20 protein-coding genes and 2 pseudogenes are annotated in these 20,682 nt (G+C 72.6%); 9 read left to right on the top strand and 13 right to left on the bottom strand.

All coding sequences use genetic code 11. The features are described 5' to 3' along the window. Window positions 1-155: 155 nt before the first annotated feature. The 7 genes and pseudogenes from ACIBCA_RS14080 to ACIBCA_RS14050 form a co-directional block, all read right to left on the bottom strand. On the bottom strand, window positions 156-878 hold the full coding sequence (locus ACIBCA_RS14080) for an ABC transporter permease (protein ID WP_396283275.1): 723 nt from the start codon (window positions 876-878) through the stop codon (window positions 156-158). Between the two features lie 61 nt (window positions 879-939). After that, entirely contained in the window at window positions 940-1,857 is a 918-nt protein-coding gene (locus ACIBCA_RS14075) for an ABC transporter ATP-binding protein (RefSeq protein WP_396283124.1), read from the bottom strand. Window positions 1,858-1,868: 11 nt separating this feature from the next. After that, a complete protein-coding gene (locus ACIBCA_RS14070; RefSeq protein ID WP_396283123.1) occupies window positions 1,869-2,765 on the bottom strand; it encodes an ABC transporter permease in 897 nt (298 codons plus the stop codon). After that, window positions 2,749-3,747 carry an ABC transporter ATP-binding protein gene (locus ACIBCA_RS14065; RefSeq protein WP_396283122.1) on the bottom strand — a complete coding sequence of 333 codons (999 nt, stop codon included), beginning with the start codon at window positions 3,745-3,747 and terminating at the stop codon, window positions 2,749-2,751. Before ACIBCA_RS14065 ends, ACIBCA_RS14070 begins: the two co-directional genes overlap by 17 nt. 117 nt (window positions 3,748-3,864) lie before the next feature. Beyond that, window positions 3,865-4,362 (bottom strand): hypothetical protein, encoded by a 498-nt coding sequence (locus ACIBCA_RS14060; protein WP_396283121.1) that lies wholly within the window; start codon window positions 4,360-4,362, stop codon window positions 3,865-3,867. Window positions 4,363-4,557: 195 nt separating this feature from the next. Beyond that, complete coding sequence (locus ACIBCA_RS14055) at window positions 4,558-5,034, bottom strand: pyridoxamine 5'-phosphate oxidase family protein (RefSeq protein WP_396283274.1); 477 nt, start codon at window positions 5,032-5,034, stop codon at window positions 4,558-4,560. Window positions 5,035-5,043: 9 nt separating this feature from the next. After that, window positions 5,044-5,364: pseudogene (locus tag ACIBCA_RS14050) on the bottom strand (VOC family protein); the annotation flags it as partial. A 168-nt stretch (window positions 5,365-5,532) separates the two neighbouring features. Between ACIBCA_RS14050 and ACIBCA_RS14045 the strand changes: the two are divergent. Then, window positions 5,533-8,376, top strand: a complete 2,844-nt coding sequence (locus ACIBCA_RS14045; protein ID WP_396283120.1) for an ATP-binding protein — start codon at window positions 5,533-5,535, stop codon at window positions 8,374-8,376. Here the strand turns inward: ACIBCA_RS14045 and ACIBCA_RS14040 are convergent. Continuing rightward, entirely contained in the window at window positions 8,360-8,809 is a 450-nt protein-coding gene (locus ACIBCA_RS14040) for an iron chaperone (protein ID WP_396283119.1), read from the bottom strand. The genes ACIBCA_RS14045 and ACIBCA_RS14040 overlap by 17 nt on opposite strands. A gap of 162 nt (window positions 8,810-8,971) precedes the next feature. On the opposite strand from ACIBCA_RS14040, the pseudogene ACIBCA_RS14035 reads away from it, so the two are divergent. Beyond that, window positions 8,972-9,208: pseudogene (locus ACIBCA_RS14035) on the top strand (LLM class flavin-dependent oxidoreductase); the annotation flags it as partial. 61 nt (window positions 9,209-9,269) lie between these two features. On the opposite strand, the gene ACIBCA_RS14030 reads toward ACIBCA_RS14035, so the two are convergent. Both ACIBCA_RS14030 and ACIBCA_RS14025 read right to left on the bottom strand, forming a co-directional pair. Then, window positions 9,270-10,889, bottom strand: coding sequence for an endonuclease NucS domain-containing protein (locus ACIBCA_RS14030; RefSeq protein ID WP_396283118.1), 1,620 nt, complete (start codon window positions 10,887-10,889; stop codon window positions 9,270-9,272). 404 nt (window positions 10,890-11,293) lie between these two features. After that, window positions 11,294-12,484 (bottom strand): hypothetical protein, encoded by a 1,191-nt coding sequence (locus ACIBCA_RS14025; RefSeq protein ID WP_396283117.1) that lies wholly within the window; start codon window positions 12,482-12,484, stop codon window positions 11,294-11,296. A 240-nt stretch (window positions 12,485-12,724) separates the two neighbouring features. Here ACIBCA_RS14025 and ACIBCA_RS14020 point away from each other — a divergent pair, with 240 nt between their 5' ends. Continuing rightward, window positions 12,725-13,612, top strand: a complete 888-nt coding sequence (locus ACIBCA_RS14020) for an LLM class flavin-dependent oxidoreductase (protein WP_396283116.1) — start codon at window positions 12,725-12,727, stop codon at window positions 13,610-13,612. A 105-nt stretch (window positions 13,613-13,717) separates the two neighbouring features. Here the strand turns inward: ACIBCA_RS14020 and ACIBCA_RS14015 are convergent, their stop codons facing one another. Beyond that, window positions 13,718-14,263 (bottom strand): TetR/AcrR family transcriptional regulator, encoded by a 546-nt coding sequence (locus ACIBCA_RS14015; RefSeq protein ID WP_396283115.1) that lies wholly within the window; start codon window positions 14,261-14,263, stop codon window positions 13,718-13,720. A 113-nt stretch (window positions 14,264-14,376) separates the two neighbouring features. Here ACIBCA_RS14015 and ACIBCA_RS14010 point away from each other — a divergent pair, with 113 nt between their 5' ends. The 4 genes from ACIBCA_RS14010 to ACIBCA_RS13995 all read left to right on the top strand — a co-directional run bounded on the left by ACIBCA_RS14010 (window position 14,377) and on the right by ACIBCA_RS13995 (window position 17,693). Further along, window positions 14,377-15,219 carry a class I SAM-dependent methyltransferase gene (locus ACIBCA_RS14010; RefSeq protein WP_396283114.1) on the top strand — a complete coding sequence of 281 codons (843 nt, stop codon included), beginning with the start codon at window positions 14,377-14,379 and terminating at the stop codon, window positions 15,217-15,219. Window positions 15,220-15,302: 83 nt separating this feature from the next. After that, entirely contained in the window at window positions 15,303-16,673 is a 1,371-nt protein-coding gene (locus ACIBCA_RS14005) for an alpha/beta fold hydrolase (RefSeq protein WP_396283113.1), read from the top strand. Next, entirely contained in the window at window positions 16,666-17,178 is a 513-nt protein-coding gene (locus ACIBCA_RS14000; RefSeq protein ID WP_396283112.1) for an RNA polymerase sigma factor, read from the top strand. The genes ACIBCA_RS14005 and ACIBCA_RS14000 overlap by 8 nt, the downstream gene beginning before the upstream one ends. Then, window positions 17,175-17,693: a hypothetical protein gene (locus ACIBCA_RS13995; RefSeq protein ID WP_396283111.1), complete on the top strand. Its 519-nt coding sequence runs from the start codon at window positions 17,175-17,177 to the stop codon at window positions 17,691-17,693. Before ACIBCA_RS14000 ends, ACIBCA_RS13995 begins: the two co-directional genes overlap by 4 nt. On the opposite strand, the gene ACIBCA_RS13990 is transcribed toward ACIBCA_RS13995, so the two are convergent. Beyond that, window positions 17,690-18,550 (bottom strand): Gfo/Idh/MocA family protein, encoded by an 861-nt coding sequence (locus ACIBCA_RS13990; RefSeq protein ID WP_396283110.1) that lies wholly within the window; start codon window positions 18,548-18,550, stop codon window positions 17,690-17,692. The genes ACIBCA_RS13995 and ACIBCA_RS13990 overlap by 4 nt on opposite strands. Next, the gene (locus ACIBCA_RS13985) at window positions 18,526-18,762 is read right to left on the bottom strand and encodes a hypothetical protein (RefSeq protein ID WP_396283109.1); all 237 of its coding nucleotides are present in this window, start codon (window positions 18,760-18,762) and stop codon (window positions 18,526-18,528) included. The genes ACIBCA_RS13990 and ACIBCA_RS13985 overlap by 25 nt, the downstream gene beginning before the upstream one ends. A gap of 285 nt (window positions 18,763-19,047) precedes the next feature. On the opposite strand from ACIBCA_RS13985, the gene ACIBCA_RS13980 reads away from it, so the two are divergent. Together ACIBCA_RS13980 and ccrA are read left to right on the top strand one after the other, a co-directional pair. Continuing rightward, window positions 19,048-19,251, top strand: coding sequence for a hypothetical protein (locus ACIBCA_RS13980; RefSeq protein ID WP_396283108.1), 204 nt, complete (start codon window positions 19,048-19,050; stop codon window positions 19,249-19,251). Between the two features lie 61 nt (window positions 19,252-19,312). Further along, window positions 19,313-20,659, top strand: coding sequence for a crotonyl-CoA carboxylase/reductase (gene ccrA / locus ACIBCA_RS13975; protein WP_396283107.1), 1,347 nt, complete (start codon window positions 19,313-19,315; stop codon window positions 20,657-20,659). Window positions 20,660-20,682: the final 23 nt, after the last annotated feature.

Here is a 20,682-nt window from a genome sequence, read left to right as displayed (position 1 = left end):
CGGGGGGTGGGGGGGGGGGGGGGGGGGGGGGTGGGCGGGGGGGGGGTTTGGGGGGGGGGGCCCCGGGGGGGGGGGGGGGGGGGGGGGGGGGGGGGGGGCCCCGGCCCGCGGGGGGGCCGGCCCCCGCCCCGCGCTCGGGAGGCGTTACTCCTCGGCTATTCCTCGGCGGCCAGGGTCAGCCCCGCCAGCTTCACCGAGGCGAAGACCGTCGCGCCGACGGTGACCACCGCGAGCAGGATCACGCCCGCGCCCAGCGAGACCGCGGGGTTGAGGTTGGTGGTGTCCCCGGCGACGGCCTCGGCCACCGCGCGCCCCCACTGCTGGATGCTGAGCGTCCGGGCGCCCTCGACGTAGTTGCCGACCAGCGCCTCCCAGACCAGCGCGTACCCCAGCCCGGCCACCACCGCGTGCCGGGTGATCACGCCGAGCATCAGGAACAGTGCGCTGTACGCGGCGCCCGAAACCAGCACGGCCACCGCGTAGCCCAGCGCCAGCCCGTCCTTGGTGCCGTACATCAGCAGCCCGGCGATCAGCGTCGGGACGGCGGCGAACACCCAGGTGGTGACGACGGCGACGACCAGCTTGGTGGTGATGATCCGCCAGCGCGGCAGCGGCTTGGCGAGCAGGTAGACGATCGAGCCGTCGTCGATCTCGGTGGCGATCACGCCGGTGCCGACGACCAGGCCCAGGATCGGCACCAGGGTGCCGAGGTCGAGGTCGCCGAGGATCTTGACGGTGAGGTCCAGCTTGTCGCCGTCCGTGCTCGCGGCCAGGGCGGCGATCAGCAGCAGCAGCGCGGGGACCACCAGCAGCAGGAGGCCGCGGCGGCGGCCCAGCAGGCCGCGTACGGTCAACCTGGCGACGGTCGGGTTCATGATCGGTCGGCCCCTTCCCGGGTCCAGTTGTCGGCGCGGTCTTCGGGGTCGCGGTCGGCCCGGCTCATGCGGAGACCAGGTAGGAGAAGACGCTCTCCAGCGACTCGTCCGCCGGGGAGACGGTGTACAGCCGGATGCCGGCCTCGCGGGCGACCACGGGCAGCAGGGTGGTGAAGCCCTGGAAGTTCACCGCCTCGATGCGCAGCGCCCGGTCCCGTTCGTCGACCTCGATGCCGCTGGTGGAGCCGTCCGCGATCAGGGCGGCGGCGAGGCGGCGGTCGTCGCTGGAGCGGACGAGGTAGCGGTGCGGGCGGTCGGTCATCAGCCGGCGGATCCTGCGGAAGTCGCCGGAGGCGGCGTGCCGGCCGGCGACGATCACCTCGATGTGCCGGGCGAGCTGCTCGACCTCCTCCAGGATGTGCGAGGAGAAGAGCACCGTCCGCCCGTCCGCGCCGAAGCGGCGCAGCAGCTCCATCAGCTGGAGGCGCTGGCGCGGGTCCATGCCGTTGAAGGGCTCGTCGAGCAGCAGGACCGACGGCTCGTGGACGAGCGCGGAGGCCATCTTGACGCGCTGCTTCATGCCCTTGGAGTAGGTGCCGGTGCGCCGGTCCTTGGCGTAGGCCATCTCGACCAGGTCGAGGGCCTTGCGGGCGGCGGCGCCCGGGTGGGTGAGGCCGTGCAGCTCGGCGTTGGCGAGGACGAACTCCCAGCCCGTCAGGTAGTCGTACATCGACTCCCGCTCCGGGACGAGGCCGACCTGGCGGTACACCTCCTGGTTGCGCCAGATCGGGGCGCCGTCCAGGGTGACCGAGCCGCTGGAGGGGGCCAGGAAGCCGCTCATCATGTGGATGAGGGTCGACTTCCCGGCGCCGTTCGGGCCGAGCAGGCCCGTGATGCCCGGGCCGATCGTCATGGAGACGTCGTTGACCGCGACCACGTTCCCGAACCAGCGGGAGACCTTGTCGATGGTGATGGTGGCCATGCCGCCCTCTCTCAGATGGTCTTGTAGCGGCGCAGCAGCAGCCGGTAGGAGCCGGCCACCATCGCGGCGGCGACGAGCGCGAACACCATCAGGCCGAACCCGCCCGGCGCGTGCCGGCGGTCCAACCCGCTGCCGAGGTCGAACAGTTCGTTGACCAGGCTCTCCACCAGGGTGTCCGGCGAGACCAGGGCCGTCCACTGCGCGGCGTCGGCGCTGTCCGTCCCCCGGGTCATGCCGATCGTGACCGCCGCGAGCGTCGCGCTGACCGCCAGGTAGCCCATGATGGCCGCCACGCCGAAGCCCCGGCGCGGGGTGCTCGCCGCGATCACCAGCGCGACCGAGGTCGGCACCAGGGAGTGGAGCACGGCCGCGACCAGCCCGTACAGGAAGCTCTCGGTGTTGTCGCCGAAGTCCATCCCGCCGAGCAGCGCCCCCGCGTACAGCACCACCAGCGGGGCCAGCATCAGCAGGAACTGGGCGCAGAACATGGCCGCGAACTTGGCACGGACGTAGTCGGTGCGGGTGATCGGGCGGGAGAAGTACAGCGGGACGGTGTTGTAGCGCAGGTCCCGGGAGAGCAGGACGGGCGCCTGGGCGGCGAGGAAGATCCAGATGAGGATGCCGGTGGAGGACAGGTAGTTGGCGGGCTCCACGGGCAGCGAGTCCTGCTTCGCCGCGACGGCGATCGCCACGACGATCGCGGCGGGCACCGTCAGCACGCCGAGCACCAGCATCGGCAGCACCTTGGACTTGCCGGAGCGGCCGAGGCCGTACGCGGCGCGCAGGCTCTGGGTGAAGAGTGAGCGGGCGGCGTAGGCGCGGCCCAGGCGGGGGCCCTGGTAGCCGCGGTAGCCGATGTCGTGGATGACGCCGGTGTCGGCGGTCCTGGTGTCAGGAGGCAGCGACATCGTCCGTACCTCCCCTGGGGTTCTGCGCGGCGCCGTCGCCCGCGTCGGTGTCGCCCGCGTCGGTGAAGAGCTCGGCGACGCGGTGGCGGCGCTGCTCCAACCGGACCAGGCCGAGGCCGAGTTCGGCGACGGCGTCGCGGATGGTGTCGTACGTGTCCTCGCCGGCGAGCCTGACCAGCAGCAGGTGCGAGCCCTCCGACTGGACGTACAGCCCCTCGGCGGCGAGGCGTTCGCGGACGGCGGGGCCCGGCTCCAGCGCCTGGTCCTCCGGGTGGTCGGTGACCTCGACCGCGAGGACGGCCGTCGCCTCGGTGAAGGAGGCGGTGGAGGAGGAGCGCAGCAGCTTGCCGCCGTCGATGACGACCAGGTGGTCGCAGGTGCGCTCCAGCTCGCCCAGGAGGTGGGTGGTGACCAGCACCGAGATGCCGAAGTCGCTGTGCACGCGCCGGATCAGGCCGAGCATCTCGTCGCGGCCGGCCGGGTCGAGGCCGTTGGTCGGCTCGTCCAGCAGCACCAGCTTCGGGTCGTGCACCAGGGCCTGGGCGAGCTTGACGCGCTGCTTCATGCCCGTCGAGTAGCCGCCCATCGGGCGGTACCGCTCCTCGTACAGGCCGACGTGGCGCAGGGTGTCGGCGGTGCGCTCACGGGCGGCGGTGGCGGGCAGGCCCGCCATCCGGGCCATGTGCACCACGAACTCGGTCGCGGAGACGTCCGGCGGAAGGCAGTCGTGCTCGGGCATGTAGCCGACGAGCTCACGGATGTCGGAGCCGCGCGTGGCGATGTCCAGGCCGAGGACCTCGCCCCGGCCCGACGTCGCCGGGGCGAGCCCGAGCAGGATCTTGATGAGTGTGGACTTGCCCGCGCCGTTGGCCCCGACCAGCCCGACCACCCCCGGCTGCACCTCGACGGTGAGCTGGTCGAGAGCCGTGACACGGGGGAACCTCTTGGTGAGGCCGTCCGTCTTGATGACAGCTGTGGACACGCCTCACAACGTAACGGGCCCGCCCGGCAGCGGTCATGAGCTGGAATGACGAGACCTCCTGCTGCTGCGGTATGACTCCCGGGCGCCTCTCCCCTAGGGGGTGCGACCTCGGAGTTCTCACCGGGCCGCAGGCACCGCGCCTGCCGAGCGGCCGGCGCGTCCCGCCCGGAAGTGGGCACCGGCGGCGGGGAGGAACATCAGCACCACGGCGGTGAGCACCGACCCGGTGTGCACCACCCGGCTGGCGGCGAAGAGCAGATCCACCGCCCCGGCATGCTCCAACTCCCAGGCCACCGTACGACCTTGGGCCAGAGCCTGGATCGGCTGCATCACCATCGACGCCGTCCCCAGGACACCGAGCCCGATCGTGAGCGCCGTCCGCGCCCAGCCGCGCCCCCGGCGCATCTGCCGGGCGACCAGGAGCGCGGCCGCGAACACCGGCAGCCGGACGGCGAGGCCCGCGGCGATCTGGCCGGCCGAACCGGAGCCGTCGGCGAGCATCCGGCCGACGGCCAGAACCGTCTCGAACGCCCCGGCGGCGACGGCCGTGACCCACAGCGCGTACGCGGTCCGCACGGGGCCGGGGATCTGTGCGGTGGGGGCGGGGTGGGTCATGGCGTCCTCCGGTGGCGGGGCGGGGTCCTTCGTGGTCGTTCCGACACCCCGATACTCCCGGCGCGGACCGGCCCCGCACCCGCCTGCTGCCCGGCCGACTCCACCGGGGGTTGTCCCCACCCTTTGATCCGTCAAGGTCCTTCGGGCTTGACCGAGTTCGGGCTTGGCCGAGTTCGGGCTCAGGCGAGTTCGGGCTCAGGCGAGCCAGCGGCCGGCCCGCATCAGGGTGCGGTCGGTGAGCTCGTCCTCCTCGCGCCACGCCTGGACGCGGTGCGGGGTGATGCGGAACCAGCGGTAGGACGTGGCGAGGGTGCGGGGGTCGAAGCCGGTGCGGGCGGCGAAGTGGTCGCCCTGCTCCTGCGGGAGGGCGTCGAGGTCGAGGGCCTCGACGGTGGCGTCGATCATGACGACGTCGCGGGTGGGCCCGAGGGCGAGCCGGGCCGTACCGGCGGTGGCGAGGTTCCTGCCGGTGGCGCTGCCCGCCGGGGTGGCCAGCCACAGGGCCTGCCCGTCCCAGTCGAAGGACAGCGGCACCAGGTACGGGGCGCCGGCGAAGGAGGCCGTGGCCACCCAGACGTCGACGTCGTGGGCGAGCCGGTGCTCGGTGTCCAGGCGGCGCTGGGCGCGGGAGCGGGGCCCGGCGGCGGCCTGGTCCTGGAGGAGGCCGAGGATGTTGCCGTCCGGGTCGGCGACGGTGGCCACCAGCCGGCCGGCGCCGACCTCGTGGGCGGGCTCGGTCACGGTCGCGCCCGCCGCCTCGGCCGCGGCCAGGGTGGCCCGGATGTCCGCCACCTGCCAGTACGTCACCGGCGCGGTCATGTTCTGCGGTCCGCCGCCCGGCACCAGGCCGACGTGCTGGGCCCCGGCCTCGAAACCCACGTAGTGGCGCGACTCGTGGCTCGGCGGCACTCCGAGCACGGCCGCGTACACCGCCCTGGCCCTGTCCAGGTCGGACACCGGGTGGAGCACGGTCTTGATTCCCGGGGTGGACGAGCCGGTCATGGGCGCTCCCTTGGGGTCGTGGGCCGCGATCGGCCCGCTGTGTCTGCTCCCCAGCCTCCCGGCCGGGACGGTCGGTCGGCATCCGTGGTGACCACGGAGAGGGCCACGGAGGGCGATCGCCCGAGGGTCCGTGGGCCTAGGCCACAATGGGGGCCCATGGGAACAGGCGTGGATGTTTCGCCCCGCGAGGCCGAGGTGCTGGAGCTGGTCGGGGAGCACCTCAGCAACGCCGAGATCGCGGCACGGCTGTTCATCTCGGTGCGGACGGTGGAGACCCATGTCTCCTCGCTGCTGCGCAAGTTGGACGTTCCCGACCGGCGGGCCCTCGCCCGTCGCGCCTCCGAGTCGGCCCGCGAGGACCGTTCGCGTCCGGCCTCGGCGCCGGCGCTGCCGAGGAAGCTGACCTCGTTCGTCGGCCGGGTGCGCGAGCGGGCCGAACTGGCCGCGCTGTTGGCGGAACACCGGCAGGTGACCGCCGTCGGCCCCGGCGGGGTCGGCAAGACCCGGCTCGCGCTGGCCGTGGCCTCGGACGCGGGCTCGGGCGCGGACTCGGACAGGGACGTGGGCGCGGGCGCGGGCGGGGAGTTCGCCGACGGGGTGTGGTTCGTCGACCTCGTCCCGGTCACCGATCCCGGCATGGTCGCCGCCGCCGTCGCCGAGGCGCTCGGCCTCGGCGAGCAGCCGGGCCACGACCTGGCCGGTTCCGTGACCGCCGCACTGACCGATCGTCACGCCCTGCTGGTGCTGGACAACTGCGAGCAGGTCGTGGACGGCGTGGCGCTGTTCCTGGAGCGCCTGCTGGCCGCCTGCCCCCGGGTGCGGGTGCTGGTGACCAGCCGCTCCCGGCTGATGGTGCCCTTCGAGCGGGTGTACCCGGTCCCCCCGCTGTCGCTGGACGGTGACGACGGGTCGGACGCCGTCGCGCTGTTCATGGACCGGGCCGCCTCGGTGGGATGGCCCCTGGACCCGCCCCTGCACGAGCAGGTCACGGCGATCTGCGAACGGCTCGACGGCATGGCGCTGGCCATCGAACTCGCCGCCGCCCGCTACCCCACCCTCGGGCTCGACGGCATCAGCGCCGCCCTCGCCCACCCCCTGCGGATGCTCACCGGCGGCTCCCGCGCGGAGGACCGGCACCGTTCCGTACGGGCCGCGCTCGACTGGAGCCACCAACTGCTCGACCCAGCCGACCAGTTGCTGCTGCGGCGGGTGTCGGTGTTCGTGACCCCGTTCACCGCCCCCGCGGCGGCGCAGGTCGCCGGGTCCGACGCGGCGACCGTCGTCGACGGCCTGGCCCGGCTCGCCGAACAGAGCCTGCTGACGGTGACGCCCTCCCCCGACGGCACCCGCTACCGGGCCCTGGAGACGCTGCGCCAGTACGGCACCGACCGCCTCACCGAGGCCCGCGAACTGGACGACACCCGCGCCCGGCACCTCCGCTGGTGCCTGAGCCGCAGCGCCGACCTGACCCGCGCTACCGACCCGACGCAGCCCCGGGCCGACTGGCGGGCCCGTTTCGACCGGGTGGCCGACGAACTGCGCGCCGCCCTGGCCTGGGCCGAGAACCGGCCGGAGCACCGCCCGGACGCCCACCGCCTCGCCCGCGCCCTCGCGGAACTCGCCTTCACCCGCCAGCTGGTCGGCGAATCCCAGCAGCGCTACGAGCAGGCCGCCGCCCTGGCCACCACCCCGGCCGACGCGGCGTCCATGCTCCGGCAGGCCGCGGCCGTGGCCGGATGCCGCCTCCACGGCGACGACATGCACCGCCTCACCCGCGCGGCCGCCGACGTCGCCCTCCGTTCCGGCGACACCGCCGCAGCCGCCCGCGACCTGGCCACCGCCGCCGGCAACGCGTACCGGTTCTCCAGCAGGTACGTCCGCACGCTCCCGCCGGAGGAGGCCGACGCGCTCATCGCCGAGGCGCGTGGCCTGGCCGGCGACGACCCCGCCGCCCTGGCCGCCACCGCGCTGGCCGAGGCCGGGCGCGGCCTCGCACACGCGATCGGCGCCTCGTCACCGGCCCCCGGCCCGGCCCCCGGCCCGGTCGCCGCCGCCGAACGGGCCGTCGACCTCGCCCGCCTCACGGGCGACCGGCTGGCCGAATCCGCCGCGCTCGACACCCTCGCCGGCGCGTTGAGCTGGGCCGGGGACGCGTTCGCGGCGGCCGCGACGGCCGGGCGCCGGGCCGAGCTGCTCTCCGACGCACCGGCCGCACCGGCCGCACCGGCCGGCACCCACGAGCTGATCGAGGCACTCGGCGAGGCGTCCGAGGCCGGCCTCGGCGTCGGAGACCTGCCCGGCGCCCGCCGCTGGGCCCGGCGCCTCGCCGAGCACCCGCAGCTGGCCGAGGTCGGCCACCGCGCCACGGGCTGGCTGCTCGTCGCCGACGTCCTGGCCGGTGACACCGCCTCGGCGCTCGCCACCGGCGTCCGCTTCCGCGACGCCTGGCAGCGGGCCGGCGGCCCCGCCCACACCGTCCTCGGCCCGCCGATGGCGGCGATGGCGACGCTCCACGGGCTGCGCGGAGACCAGGAAGCCCAGCGCGACTGGACCGAGCTCCTCGCCCGGGTCGACCCGTCCCCGTGGAACACCCGCGGGTACGGGGCCGTCTTCGACGCGCTCCTCCTGCTCCACCGGGGCCGCCCCGAGGAGGCCCTGGAACGCACCGCCCCCGACCCCGGCCAGGTCCGGCAGTGGACCACCTGGATCTGGCTCCACTGGTACGTGGCGCTGCGCGCCGAAGCCGCCGTCCTCGCCGGGGCCCCCGACGCCGCCGACCGCCTGGCCGCCGCCCGTACCGCCGTGACCGGCAACCCCGTCGCCGCCGCCCTCGTGGAACGCGCCGAGGCGCTCCTCACCGGAGACACCGGCCGGCTCCTCGCCACCGCAGCCACCCTCGACGCCGCCGGCTGCCCCTACCAGTCGGCCCGCACCCTGACCCTCGCGGGCGGCCACCACACCACCCGCGGCGCCACCGCGCTCACCGGCCTCGGCCTCACACCGCCCGCCTGACCAGCTCCGCGATCCGCGCCTCCGCCTCGTCCGTCACCTCGGTCAGGGCGAACCCGGCCGCCCACATCGGGCCGTCGTCCAGCTTCGCCAGGTCGCTGAACCCGAGCGTCGCGTAGCGCGCCTTGAACTTCTCCGCGCTCTGGAAGAAGCAGACCACCTTCCCGTCCAACGCGTACGCGGGCATCCCGTACCAGAGCTTCGGCGCCAACTCCGGCGCCTCCGCCGTCACCACGGCGTGCACCCGCTCCGCCATGACCCGGTCCGAGTCCCGCATCTCCGCGATCTTCGCGAGCACGTCCCGCTCCGCCTCCGCCGCCTTCTCCGCCTTCGACCCCCGCCCCGCGGCCTTCTTCACATCCGCCGCGTGCGCCTTCATCGCCGCCCGCTCCTCAGCCGTGAACCCCTCGTACGTCCCGCTGACCGTGCCGCTCATCGCCCACTCCCTCACTCGCTGCCGATGCCTCAACCTTCCCCTCACCACCCCCCGCCCCGCCTCCGTACCCACCACGGAACCCACCACGGACCCCGGCCCCGTACCCGGGCCCAGGGGTGTGAGAACGGCTGGGAACGCCACGCGCGACGTAGGGTCGTCGGTATGCGCTTGAGTACGGTGATCCTCCCCATCCACCGGTGGAGTGAGGGGCAGAAGGTCTGGCGGCAGGCCGAGGAGCTGGGGTTTCATGCGGCGTACACGTACGACCACCTGAGCTGGCGGTCCTTCCGCGAGGAGCCGTGGTTCGGGTCGGTGCCGACGTTGACGGCGGCGGCCTGTGCGACGGAGCGGATCCGGCTGGGGACATTGGTGACCTCGGTCAAGCCTCGTTCACCTATCGCATGCTGACCTGCTCTTTCGTGGGTGCTCTGGGGTGAGCCACGGCCAGGTCCAGTGAGCGTTAGACGACATGCAAGAAGGCGCGGTACTCCCGGGCTACCAGGTTCACCTCATGGGAGTGCCTGTTGAGGTACTGCCCGATAGAGATGATCCCGCCATCAGCCGCAATGCTTGCGTACGCCTGCGCGTACCCGCGAGGATCCGTATCCGAGGAGTACACGCGCGCACCCTGATCTCGATGCATCCAGATGCGGTGCTCGTCAGTCACCGTCCCCTCAAACCCATCAGATCCGATCTTCTCCAGCAGTACGTAGTGCAGTCCCAGGAGATCCAAGAGCTCTCGGTCACGTTCCCACACGGTCCCCGCATACATGTTGCTCATCAGGAACAGCGGATCGCGGTACACAAGGCGTACTGCATCGGGCAACGACATGCCTCGGCCGTTCCAGCATAGGGCGCCACGCACCGAATGCCGTAGCCCGCGGCGGGGTACGGCCTCGCCCATGACCATGGGCAGGAGATTCCCCAGGCCGTCTGGCCACCCATGGATGATTGTTTGCAGGAGATCACAGGGGTTGTAGACGTGTAGTCCGACGTCTCCCTCACCGACCTTCTGGCCCACTTCGTCGAGCCAGCCGGCCACCAGCGACTCCCACTCGTGATTGCCGGCCAGGCTTCGCTGAGCCTCTTGCCGAAACGCCTTCCAACGGCTGGCTACCTGCGGGCAGACAGTGCCCGTGTACAGGATCTGACTGTCTCCTCGTTCGTCCCCGGTAAGGAAACGGAACAGGTCCTGCTCTTCGAAGGCGGTTGTGACGCCGTAGGCGCCGGTGCCTCGGAAACCTTGGATGGCCCAGTTGGGGTCGTCACGGAGGTTCTTCAACAGCCCTGGCTGTGCAGACTCCATGTTCAGTCCGCGCAGCTTGCTGCGTGCAAGGCGGTTGCAGATCTCGCAGAGGGCCAGGTACTCCGCCTGGTGCTCGTCAGCGAACGGCTCAGGTCCGTCGTAGCCACCCAGGAGATCCACTGCGGCGAGCTCCTCGTTCACCCGGCCGACCGCCAGGTATAGGCCGAAATGCGCAGGGATGTAGTGCTTCTCCGCTACCCGGTCCAGATCCGCCGCCAACAGATCGAGCGCCCCCAGCTCTTCCGCAGTCTTGCTGATGATCCTCCAGCCCTGTTCGCGTTGTTCTTCCGTGGCGAAGAAGAACAGGTTGTGGATGGAGGTGATACGGGGTTCGAAGGCCTGAGGCAGGAGTTCCACCCGCTCGGTCCCGATGGGAATTCCTTTGCTGTCCAGGCGCAGCCGGTACCCGCGAAGATCATGCTTCCAGTCGCGTGCAGCATGACTGACTGCGATTAGGAGTTCCTCCCAGTCGTCCGGCATGGCGACGATCACCGCACGGATGCGGTCCGGCGCGAGGTTCTTCTCCCGACAAAGAAGCTCGGTGTACTTGTTGACCTCGTGCAGGGCTTGCCGTGCGCTGGACCGGGACCGTTTCAGCTCGATGACCACCCACATCTGATGGCGATCACGGGCCAGGATGTCGATACTCCCCCTGGTGCCGTAGCCATTGGGCAGGGGGTACTCCTCGAATTGAACTGGGCGCAGCCCCGGCTCGATCAACTCCAGGTTGTGTACAAGCGCATTGCGAAGTTCATGTTCAAGGGGTGGTCGCATGACCGAAGGCTAGACCTGAGGGCGGACGACCCGCCGACGCTGGTACGCAGTTGGCGAGCCTCTCCGCGCGTCACCATCGACATCCGGACCCAGCGAGCCGGTTCCGAGGACGGGCTCTGCCGTTGGACCTGGAGCCAGGCCGGGACATGAGGGCGGGCGTGCCGACCAGGAGTCCGCCAACCGAAGAACTCGGATGCCTGACGCACCAGTTCGTCCTGGGACGTGCCAGGGCACTCGTTGGCCAGCTCCACCAGCGCGCCACCGTTCCCCGGGTGCGACGTGGACGAGCATTCAGCCGGGCCGACCGTTCCTCAGGGTCCTGTCCACCGCACGATCACCGATTGACCGGGAAGGCGATCCCGGCGCGTACCTCAGGTGCATCGCGCCCTCGTGAAATCTCGCGGTCAGCCGCCTGCAGCAAGCTCGCTCAGGCGCTCGCCAATCACGGAGACGCCGGGGCGGGGCTCGTTCTCGTAGTAGCGGGGCTTGTACCGACGCAGCAGTTCCTCGCCGCACTCGGTCCAGGTGAATCCGGGCTTGCGTAGCAGTTTCCGGAAGACCGCGTCGACCGTCTCCGGGTATGCGGCGGCCAGGCGGCGGATCGGCAGCGGCGCAATCGACTCCTCGCGCAGGTAGGCGCGCAGGACGTCCTGGTGCTGTCGGCGGCCCACGAGCTCAGGGATGGCGAAGAGGTCTTGCAGCATTCCGTAGTCCCGGTAGAAATTGAGCCCTTCGACCTCGTCGTAGATGACGCCGACCGTGTCCGATTCCGCCAGCCCACGGGGCAGTTCGAACGCCGGGAACGCCAGGCTCGGCAGTCGTCGGCCTCCCACCCGGTCGGGGCGCCCAGCGATGGCGGTCTCCTGCCGGTGCTGGTAGTAGGCGTTGAGCCGGTCCTCGGCTTCGGCGGGGGGAAGGACCAGTTCGTCGCTGCCGCAGAACTCGATGAACGCTGCCCGGTCCTTCCTCATCGACTGCCATCCCTGCTCGATCTTCTCGGGGTTGCGGAAGACCAGTTCGGGGTGGGTGGTGGCCAGTTGGAGCGCCGCCTGAGTGATCTCGGTGGCGCTCGACTTCGGATAGGAGGACATCGTCCCGGAGATCAGCCATGCCCCGTCGGCAGGGTGGACGGGCACCAGGCACGCCAGGAGGAATCCTCCCTTCGACACTCCGCGGAAGGCCTCCCGCCCGACGTTCGAGTAGGTGCGGTACTCCAGGTCGTCGATCAGGTTCAGCAGGACGACGGCGTCCCCGTCCTTGCGCCGGATCTCGAAGATGCCCTCGACCGGGTCACGCCAGCCGAGCAGCATCTTCCGATCTGCCTCGGTCAAGCCCCGTCGTCCGGCGACGAACCGGTCCACCACGGTCGAACCGTCCGGCAGGCGGTACCGGAGGATGAAGTTGTCGATGATCCGGACCGCGTCGGCCTCGGCCAACTGCCGCTCAGGGCCTGCCGCCTCCAGGAGGAGAGGAGTCAACCACCGGTCGAAGCGAGCGCTCTGGGCGAACTCGACCAGTTCGCCCTTCAGTTCGGCGCAGTGCTCGACCATGCCTCGCAGCGACGTCTCGTCCTCGCTCCGTACCACGACAGCCATGCGAGCCCTCCTGACCTTTGAAGGTTGCGACGCTCACAGCGCCCAGTAGTGGCGGTATGCCTCGACCCACTCCGCTCTGTCCGGAGTCGGTCCGGCAGAGGGAGGCCCGGCAGCCCAGTCATCTGCCGGAACTCACCGCAGGCGCCTGCTCCATGTCCCTGGCGCCAGGCTAACCGACCTACTCGTGTCGCCACACGAGCAGACCTGAGCCCCCGCCGATCTGCGCGTATCGTCCATTGCATGCGCTTGAGTACGGTGATCCTCCCCATCCACCGGTGGAGTGAGGGGCAGAAGGTCTGGCGGCAGGCCGAGGAGCTGGGGTTTCATGCGGCGTACACGTACGACCACCTGAGCTGGCGGTCGTTCCGGGAGGAGCCGTGGTTCGGGTCGGTGCCGACGTTGACGGCGGCGGCCTGTGCGACGGAGCGGATCAGGCTGGGGACGTTGGTGACCTCGCCGAACTTCCGGCATCCGGTGACGCTGGCGAAGGAGCTGATCACGCTGGACGACGTGTCCGGCGGGCGGGTCACGTTGGGGATCGGAGCCGGGGGGACGGGGTTCGACGCCACGGCGATGGGGCAGGAGGCCTGGTCGCCGAAGGAGCGGGCGGACCGCTTCGGGGAGTTCCTGCCGCTGCTGGACGAGCTGCTGAGGAACGACGCCACGACGCGTGAGGGGACGTACTACTCGGCCGTCGAGGCCCGGAACATCCCCGGCTGCGTGCAGACCCCGCGCATCCCCTTCTACGTGGCCGCGGCCGGCCCGCGCGGGATGCGGCTGGCGGCCGAGTACGGGCAGGGCTGGGTCACGTACGGGGACCCGAAGGGCCCGGCGGACGTGCCGGTGGAGCAGGCGCCCGGGGTGATCGCCGCGCAGATCGGGAAGCTCACGGCGGCCTGCGAGAAGACGGGCCGGGACGTGGCGACGCTGGAGAAGATGCTGCTCCAGGGCTCGACGGCGGAGAAGCCGCTGGAGTCGCTGGACGCCTTCGTCGACTGGGCGGGCACGTACAAGGAGCTGGGGATCACCGAGCTGGTGATCCACTGGCCCGTTCCGGACTCGATCTTCGCCAACGACCTGTCCGTCTTCGAGCGGATCGCCACGGAGGGCCTCGCCCAGCTGGGCTGATCCGCCGCTGATCCGCCGCACCGTTTCCGGCCCGTCGACCGTCCGTCGGCGGGCCGGTGGCGTGTCCGGTGGCGTGTGCGGTGGCGTGTGCGGTGGCGCCCGCGGTCACAGGAGGGCGGTGACGAGGCGGGCGAGGAGGGCGTGCTGGGTGGGGACGGGGGTCGTGGCGGTCATGAGGAGGTGGTGAGTGGTGGCGACGACGGCGAGGGCGAGCACGGGGCAGTCGGTGGTGGCGGGGAGGCGGCCGAGGCGCTGCTCGGCGGCGAGGTAGTCGGCGATCAGGCGTTCGGCGGGGTTGTCGGCGGACCAGTGGGCCCTGATGCGGGTGGCGACGGCGGGGCGGGAGAGGGCGGCGACGGTGAGGGCGGGGCCGTTGCTGCCGAGGAGGGTCCGGGCGGCGTGGGTGAGGTTGGCGACGACCTCGCCGGTGCCGGCCCGGGCGGGGAGGGGCGCGAGGTCCTCGGCGACGCGGTGGAAGCGGGTCAGGACGAGCTGGGTGACGAAGTCGTCGAGGTCGGTGAAGTGGCTGTAGAGCAGGCCCTTGGCGCAGCCGGCCTCCTCGGTGACGGCGCGGTTGGTGAGGCCGGCCGGGCCCTCGCGTTCCAGGACGCGTTCGGCGGCTTCGAAGAGCCGCTCCTTGACGTTGGGCACGGGCACTCCGCGAGGGGACAAGGTCGGCCTCCCTTAAGGGGGTTGAAAGTATGGGCACTCGCCCATACCTTGGAATGAGCGCACGCCCATACTAGAGCGGCAGGAGCCGAGCGATGACGCGTCACCTCGTCAACAGCGAACAGTCCCGGGCTTGGAACGGATACGAGGGCCGCCACTGGAGTGACCACGCCGACCGCTGGAACGCGGTCAACGGAGGCTTCGACGCGCCGCTGCTGGAGGCGGCGGGCGTGGGCCTCCGGGACCGGGTGATCGACCTCGGCTGCGGCACCGGGCAGACCAGCCGGCTCGCGGCGCGGGCGGCGAGCAGTGGGACGGTGCTCGGGCTCGACCTGTCCGGACCGATGCTGGACTGGGCACGGGAGACGGCCGCGCGGGAGGGGCTGGCGAACGTGGAGTTCCGGCAGGCGGACGTGCAGGTGGAGGAGTTGCCCGCGGGCGGGTTCGACGTGGCGATGAGCCGGTTCGGGGTCATGTTCTACCAGGACCCCGCCGCCGCCTTCGCCAACGTCGCCGGGGCGCTGCGGCCCGGCGGGCGGATCGCCTTCGTCTGCATGGCCGATCCCGCGCGTACGGACTGGGTGCACCTGTTCGCCGCGCTGAGCGATGACGCGCCGCCCACCGGCGGCAGCGAGGGGCCCGGGATGTTCTCGCTCGCCGACCCGGAGCACGTCCGGGGACTGCTCGGGGGCGCGGGCTTCGAGCAGATCGCGCTCGAGCCGGTGGAGAAGGCCGGCGTCTGGGGGCACGACGCGCAGGACGCGGCCTCGTTCCTGCTGAGCACCGGGCCCGCGCAGCATCTCCTGGGCGGGGATTCCGGGCGCGCGCGGGAGGCGCTGACGGAGCGGCTGCGGGCCTACGAGGGGGCGGGCGGGGTGGAGTTGAGGACCTCGGCCTGGCTGGTGACGGGCGTCCGGCGAGGGCCCGGGGAGATGTGACGCGGGTCACGGGGAACGTCGCGCGGGGGCTCCTCCTCTTTTCGGTGACAGGACGTCGACCGGGGTGGAGGGGAGAGCTCGTGATGCGGGTTTCGGATCGGTTGCTCGGGCGGGTGGTGGCCGGGGTGCTCGGCGGGGATGCCGTGGTGCACCTGTACTGGGCGGCGGGCGGCGTGTGGCCCGCCGCGGACGCCCGGGAGCTCTCGCAGGCCGTGCTGAACGCCGATGTGCCCTTCACGCCACCGGTGTTGCTGCCGCTGGCGGTCGTGCTGGTGGCGGCGGCCGCGGCCGTGCGGGCGACGGCGGAGCGGCGGGGTGGCCGGCGCGTACGGGCGTTGTGCGGGCTGGTGACGCTGGCCGTGGCGGTCGGGACGGCGGTGCGCGGGGTGGTCGGGGTGGTGTGGGCCTTCGGCGTGGGGGTGGAGGGCGAGGAGACGTTCCGGCTGCTCGACCTGGTGCTCTACACCCCGCTCTGCCTCCTCCTCGCGGTGGCCGCCGGGCGGCTCGCCGGGCTGGGGCGGCGGGGGCGCGGCGCCTGGCTGCGGCACGGCGCGCTGGGGGCGGCGCTGCTGCTGACGGGCGGGCTGCTGTACGGCGCGTACGGCTACGCGCCCGGCGAGCAGCGCGGATACCGGCCCGCCGGGGCGCAGGGGGCGTTCGTGGAGACGCCGCTCGCGCGGTTCCACTACGAGGTGAGCGGGTCCGGCTCGCCGGTGGTGCTGCTGTCCCCGGGGGCGGCCTGGACGTTCGCCTGGCGGCCGCAGGCGGAGGCGCTGGCGCGCACCCACACCGTGTACACCGTGGACCTGCCGGGCCAGGGCTTCACCGAGCTGCACGGCGCCGGCTTCACCTGGGACCTGGACGGGATGACGGGCGCGGTCGGCGAGTTCCTCGACGCGATGCACCTGCCGCGGGTGGCGATGGGCGGCAACTCCTGGAGCGGCGGCTGGGCCCTGGCGTACGCGCAGCGCCACCCCGAGCGGGTCAGCCGGCTGGCGCTGCTGGCCTCCTCGGGGCTGGACGAGCGGGACACCTGGAGCTGGGAGGCGCTGAAGATCCCGGTCCTGGGCGAGGCGCTGGTCAACCTGGCCTCCGGGCGGAGCATGGCGGCGGCGACCGTACGGCCCCTGTTCGCCCACCCCGAACTGGCCACGGACGCGGTGGTGGAGGCGATGTGGGCGCCCAACACCCTCGACGACAACCGCCGCGCCGCCTACCTGCTCGAACGCGGACTGGACTGGCGCGAGACGCAGGCCGCGATGCCCCGGACCGGGCAGCCCGTGCTGGTGCTCTGGGGCGCGCGGGACACCACCCTGCCGCCCGCGCAGGCCGCGCGGTTCGGCCGGCTGCTGCCCGCGGCCGAGGTCCACGTGCTCGACGGCTGCGGGCACGCGCTGACCCTGGACTGCCCGGCCGAGGTCTCCGGCCTGATGGAAGGCTTCCTCCATGACTGAACCACCGGACGGCGCGAGAGGGTTGGAGCTGGCGCGGGCCGCCCGGCGGGGCGACACCCTCGCGATGAGCGACCTGCTCGACCACCTGACGCCGTACGTCTCGCGGATCTGCGGGCCGATCGCGCTGAGCAGCCGTCAGGACGCCGTCCAGGAGACCCTGGTCGCCGTCTTCCGCGGCCTGCGCTCGCTGCGGGAGCCGGCCGCCCTGTACGGGTGGGTGCGGGTGGTCGCGGTGCGCGAGGCCGTACGGATCGCGCGGCGCGACGGGCGCGACACCCCCGCCGAGCTCGCCGAACCACCCGCCCCCGGGGACCCTCAGCTCGCCTCGGACATCCGGGACGTGCTGGTCAGGCTCTCACCCGAACACCGCGCGGTGCTGGTGCTGCGCGACGTCGAAGGACTGGACGAGAAGGCCGCCGCGGCGCTGCTCGGCCTGCCCGAAGGCACCGTGAAGTCCCGGCTGCACCGGGCGCGGACCGTATTCCGAAGGATGTGGACGGCATGACGACGGGCGAGTTCGACGACTTCGACGGGTTCGACGACTTCGGCGGCTTCAACGGCTTCGACGGGCCGGGCGGCCTGGACGCCGTGCGGCGGCTGCACGTGATGGCCGCGGGCGTGCGCAACGCCCGGGTCACCGACGGGGTGATCGACGCGCCCTTCGAGCGGGTGTGGGCGGTGATGGGCGACCTGGAGGGGGAGTTCGGGCGCTTCCAGCCCGACATGAGCACCCTGCGGGTCGTCCACTCGGACGGCGAGCGGCTGGAGGCGCTGGCGCGCAGCCGGTACGGCCTGCGGGCCCGCTTCCACGGGGTGCTGCGGCCCGGCTGGTGCTGGCTGCAGAGCCGGTTCCTGATCATCGGCATGGCCGCCGCCCCCGACGCGGCCGGCACCACCCGGGTCGCACTCACGGGCGGCGTACGGGTGCCCGGGCGCGCCGCGCTCGTCCCGCTCGGCACCCGCCGGGAGCCCCGGCTAGCCCTGGGGCGGCTGCGGGGGCGGGTGGAAGAGAGGTCCTAGGCGGCGGAGCGGCGGACGGCGTCGAGGAGGCGGTGGAGGGTCACGGCGTCGTCGAAGGAGGGGGCGGTGCGGGTGCCGGTGCGGATGTCCTCGGCGAGGGCGGCGTAGAGGCGGGCGACGTTGGAGGACTCGGCGTGGGGCGGGGAGGCGGGGAGGGGGAGCTCCTGGAAGGTGCCGTTCTCGCCGAGGAGGAGGCGCAGGTCGCCGATCTGGAGGCCGGCGGGGGCCTCGGGGCCGGTGGAGAGGAGGGCGAGGTCCCCCTCGGTGCCGGAGATCTCGATGCGGGTGCCCGCGTCCGTGGCCCGTCCGTCGTGGATGTGGGCGGACAGGACGCCGCCGCCGGTGAGGGTGGCGTTGAGCAGCAGGTGGTCGGGACCGGTGGCCTCGACCACCTCGCCGGTCTCGACGACGGTGAGCACGGACTCCTGGAGGGAGAAGGCGGCCGAGAGGGCCTCGAAGTCGGCGCCGAGCAGGTGCCGTACGGCGTCGAGGGTGTGGCCTCCGGCGACCTCGACGGTGCCCGCGCCGGTGGAGGCGTCGACGGTGTACGCGGCCCAGGCCGGGATCCGGCCGCGGGCGCCCTTCGGGCGGGAGGCGTGGACGGTGACGGAGGTGATGCGGCCGAGCCGGCCGGCCGCTATCAGTTCGCGGGCCCGGACGACGGCCGGGGCGTAGCGGCCCTGGAGGCCGATGGCGTGGTGGACACCGGCGGCGCGGGCCTCGGCGGCGAGGGTGAGGGCCTCCTCGGTGGTGACGCCGAGCGGCCATTCGCAGTAGACGTGCTTGCCGGCGGCGAGGGCGGCGCCGACGAGTTCGAGGTGCGCGGGGACCTTCACGGTGACGGCGACCAGGTCCACCTCGGGGTGCTCGGCCAGCTGCGGGCATCCGTGAACGCGTGGTCGGCGCCGAAGAGTTCGGCCGCGGCGCGGGCGCTCTCGGGGCGGCTGGTGCCGACCGCGGTGAGCCGGTAGTCGGGCAGGGCGGCCAGGGCCGGGACGTGGGCGCGGGCGGCCCAACCCCGGTCGGGGCTCGCGCCGATGACGCCCACGCGGATCTGCTGCCGTTCCATGACGAGCCCCCCGGAAGCCGCCCGGACAGGGATTGTCCGGTCCCGGAAAGACTGTATGCCGACTCCTCGCCGTCCGTCAGGAGATGGCACGGGAGATGGCGGAGGGGCTGCTGTGGCCGATGGGGCTATCCGTTCGCTATCGACGGGCAGTCGCCCGGGCTTCGGCGGTGGAGGACCGCTCGAAAGGGGGTCGATGGCGGTTCCCGGTTGTCTGTTCACCACGAGGACGGCAGCAGCGGCCGGCCTCGGGGACGAACCACCACACCACAGCACGGAGGAACCGAGATGTTCGACACCACCAAGAAGCTCCGCAAGGTCGCCGGCGCCGTCGCGGGCACCGCCCTCGCCGGTCTGGTCGGTCTCGGCGTCGTCAGCCCCACCCTCACCGACGACACCCACTGGGGCGCCGGCGCCACCGACACCGTCGTCACCACCACCACGGACTCCGCCGGCGGCCCCGTCAAGCCGGCCGACACCCACTGGGGCTGAGTCTCCGTCACCAGCAGTCCGTCACCACCACGCTGGCAGCGGCCGATCACGAGGGGGACCGGTGGAAGAGATCATCAGCACCATCCAGGCCGACACCGCCACCGCCGCGGACTTCGCGGCACTGAGGCTGCCCGAGTCCTACCGGGGCGCGGTGGTGCTCAAGGACGAGGCCGGGATGTTCGAGGGGATGGCCTCGCGGGACAAGGACCCGGGCAAGTCCCTGCGCGTCCAGGACGTCCCCACTCCCCCGCTCGGCCCCGGCGAGGCGATCGTCGCCGTGATGGCGAGCGCGGTGAACTACAACACCGTCTGGAGCGCCGTCTTCGAACCGGTGCCCACCTTCGGGTTCCTGGAGCGCTACGGCCGCACCCGGCCCAACGCCGCGCACCACGACCGCCCGTACCACGTCGTCGGCTCGGACCTGTCCGGCGTGGTGCTGCGCACCGGCCCCGGGGTGACCCGCTGGCGGCCCGGCGACCGGGTGGTGGCGCACTGCCTCTCCGTCGAGCTCGAGTCCGCGGACGGCCACGGCGACACCATGCTCGACCCCGAACAGCGGATCTGGGGCTACGAGACCAACTACGGCGGCCTCGCCGAACTCGCCCTGGTCAAGGCCAACCAGCTGATGCCCAAGCCCGAGCACCTCACCTGGGAGGAGGCGGCCTGCTCCGGGCTGGTGAACTCCACCGCCTACCGGCAGCTCGTCTCCCGCAACGGCGCCGGCATGAAGCAGGGCGACGTGGTGCTGATCTGGGGCGCGGGCGGGGGCCTCGGCTCCTACGCCACCCAACTCGCCCTCAACGGCGGGGCGATCCCGGTCTGCGTCGTCTCCGACGAGCGCAAGGCGCGGCTCGTCCGGTCGATGGGCGCCGAGCTGGTCATCGACCGGGCCCGGGAGGGCTACCGGTTCTGGAAGGACGAGCACACCCCCGACCCGCGCGAGTGGAAGCGCCTGGGCGCCCGCATCCGCGAACTCACCGGCGGGGACGACCCGGACGTCGTCTTCGAGCACCCCGGCCGGGAGACCTTCGGCGCCAGCGTCTACGTCGCCCGGCGCGGCGGCACCATCGTCACCTGCGCCTCCACCTCCGGCTTCCAGCACCAGTTCGACAACCGCTACCTGTGGACCTCGCTCAAGCGCGTCGTCGGCACCCACTTCGCCAACTACCGCGAAGCCTGGGAGGCCAACCGGCTGATCGCCCGCGGCATGGTGCACCCCACCCTGTCCGTCACCCACCCGCTCGACGAGGTCGGCGAGGCCGCCCGCGCCGTGCACCGCAACCTGCACAGCGGCAAGGTCGGCGTGCTCGGCCTCGCCCCGCGCACCGGGCTGGGCGTGCGCGACCACGAGCTCCGCGCCCGGCACCTGCCGGCCATCGACCGCTTCCGCAGCGACGCCACCCACTGACCCAGGACCGTTCCGAGGAGGAG

This window comes from Kitasatospora sp. NPDC051170 (assembly GCF_044455705.1).
In the GTDB taxonomy this organism is placed as follows: domain Bacteria; phylum Actinomycetota; class Actinomycetes; order Streptomycetales; family Streptomycetaceae; genus Kitasatospora.
This window is presented reverse-complemented; position numbering and strand designations above follow the sequence as displayed.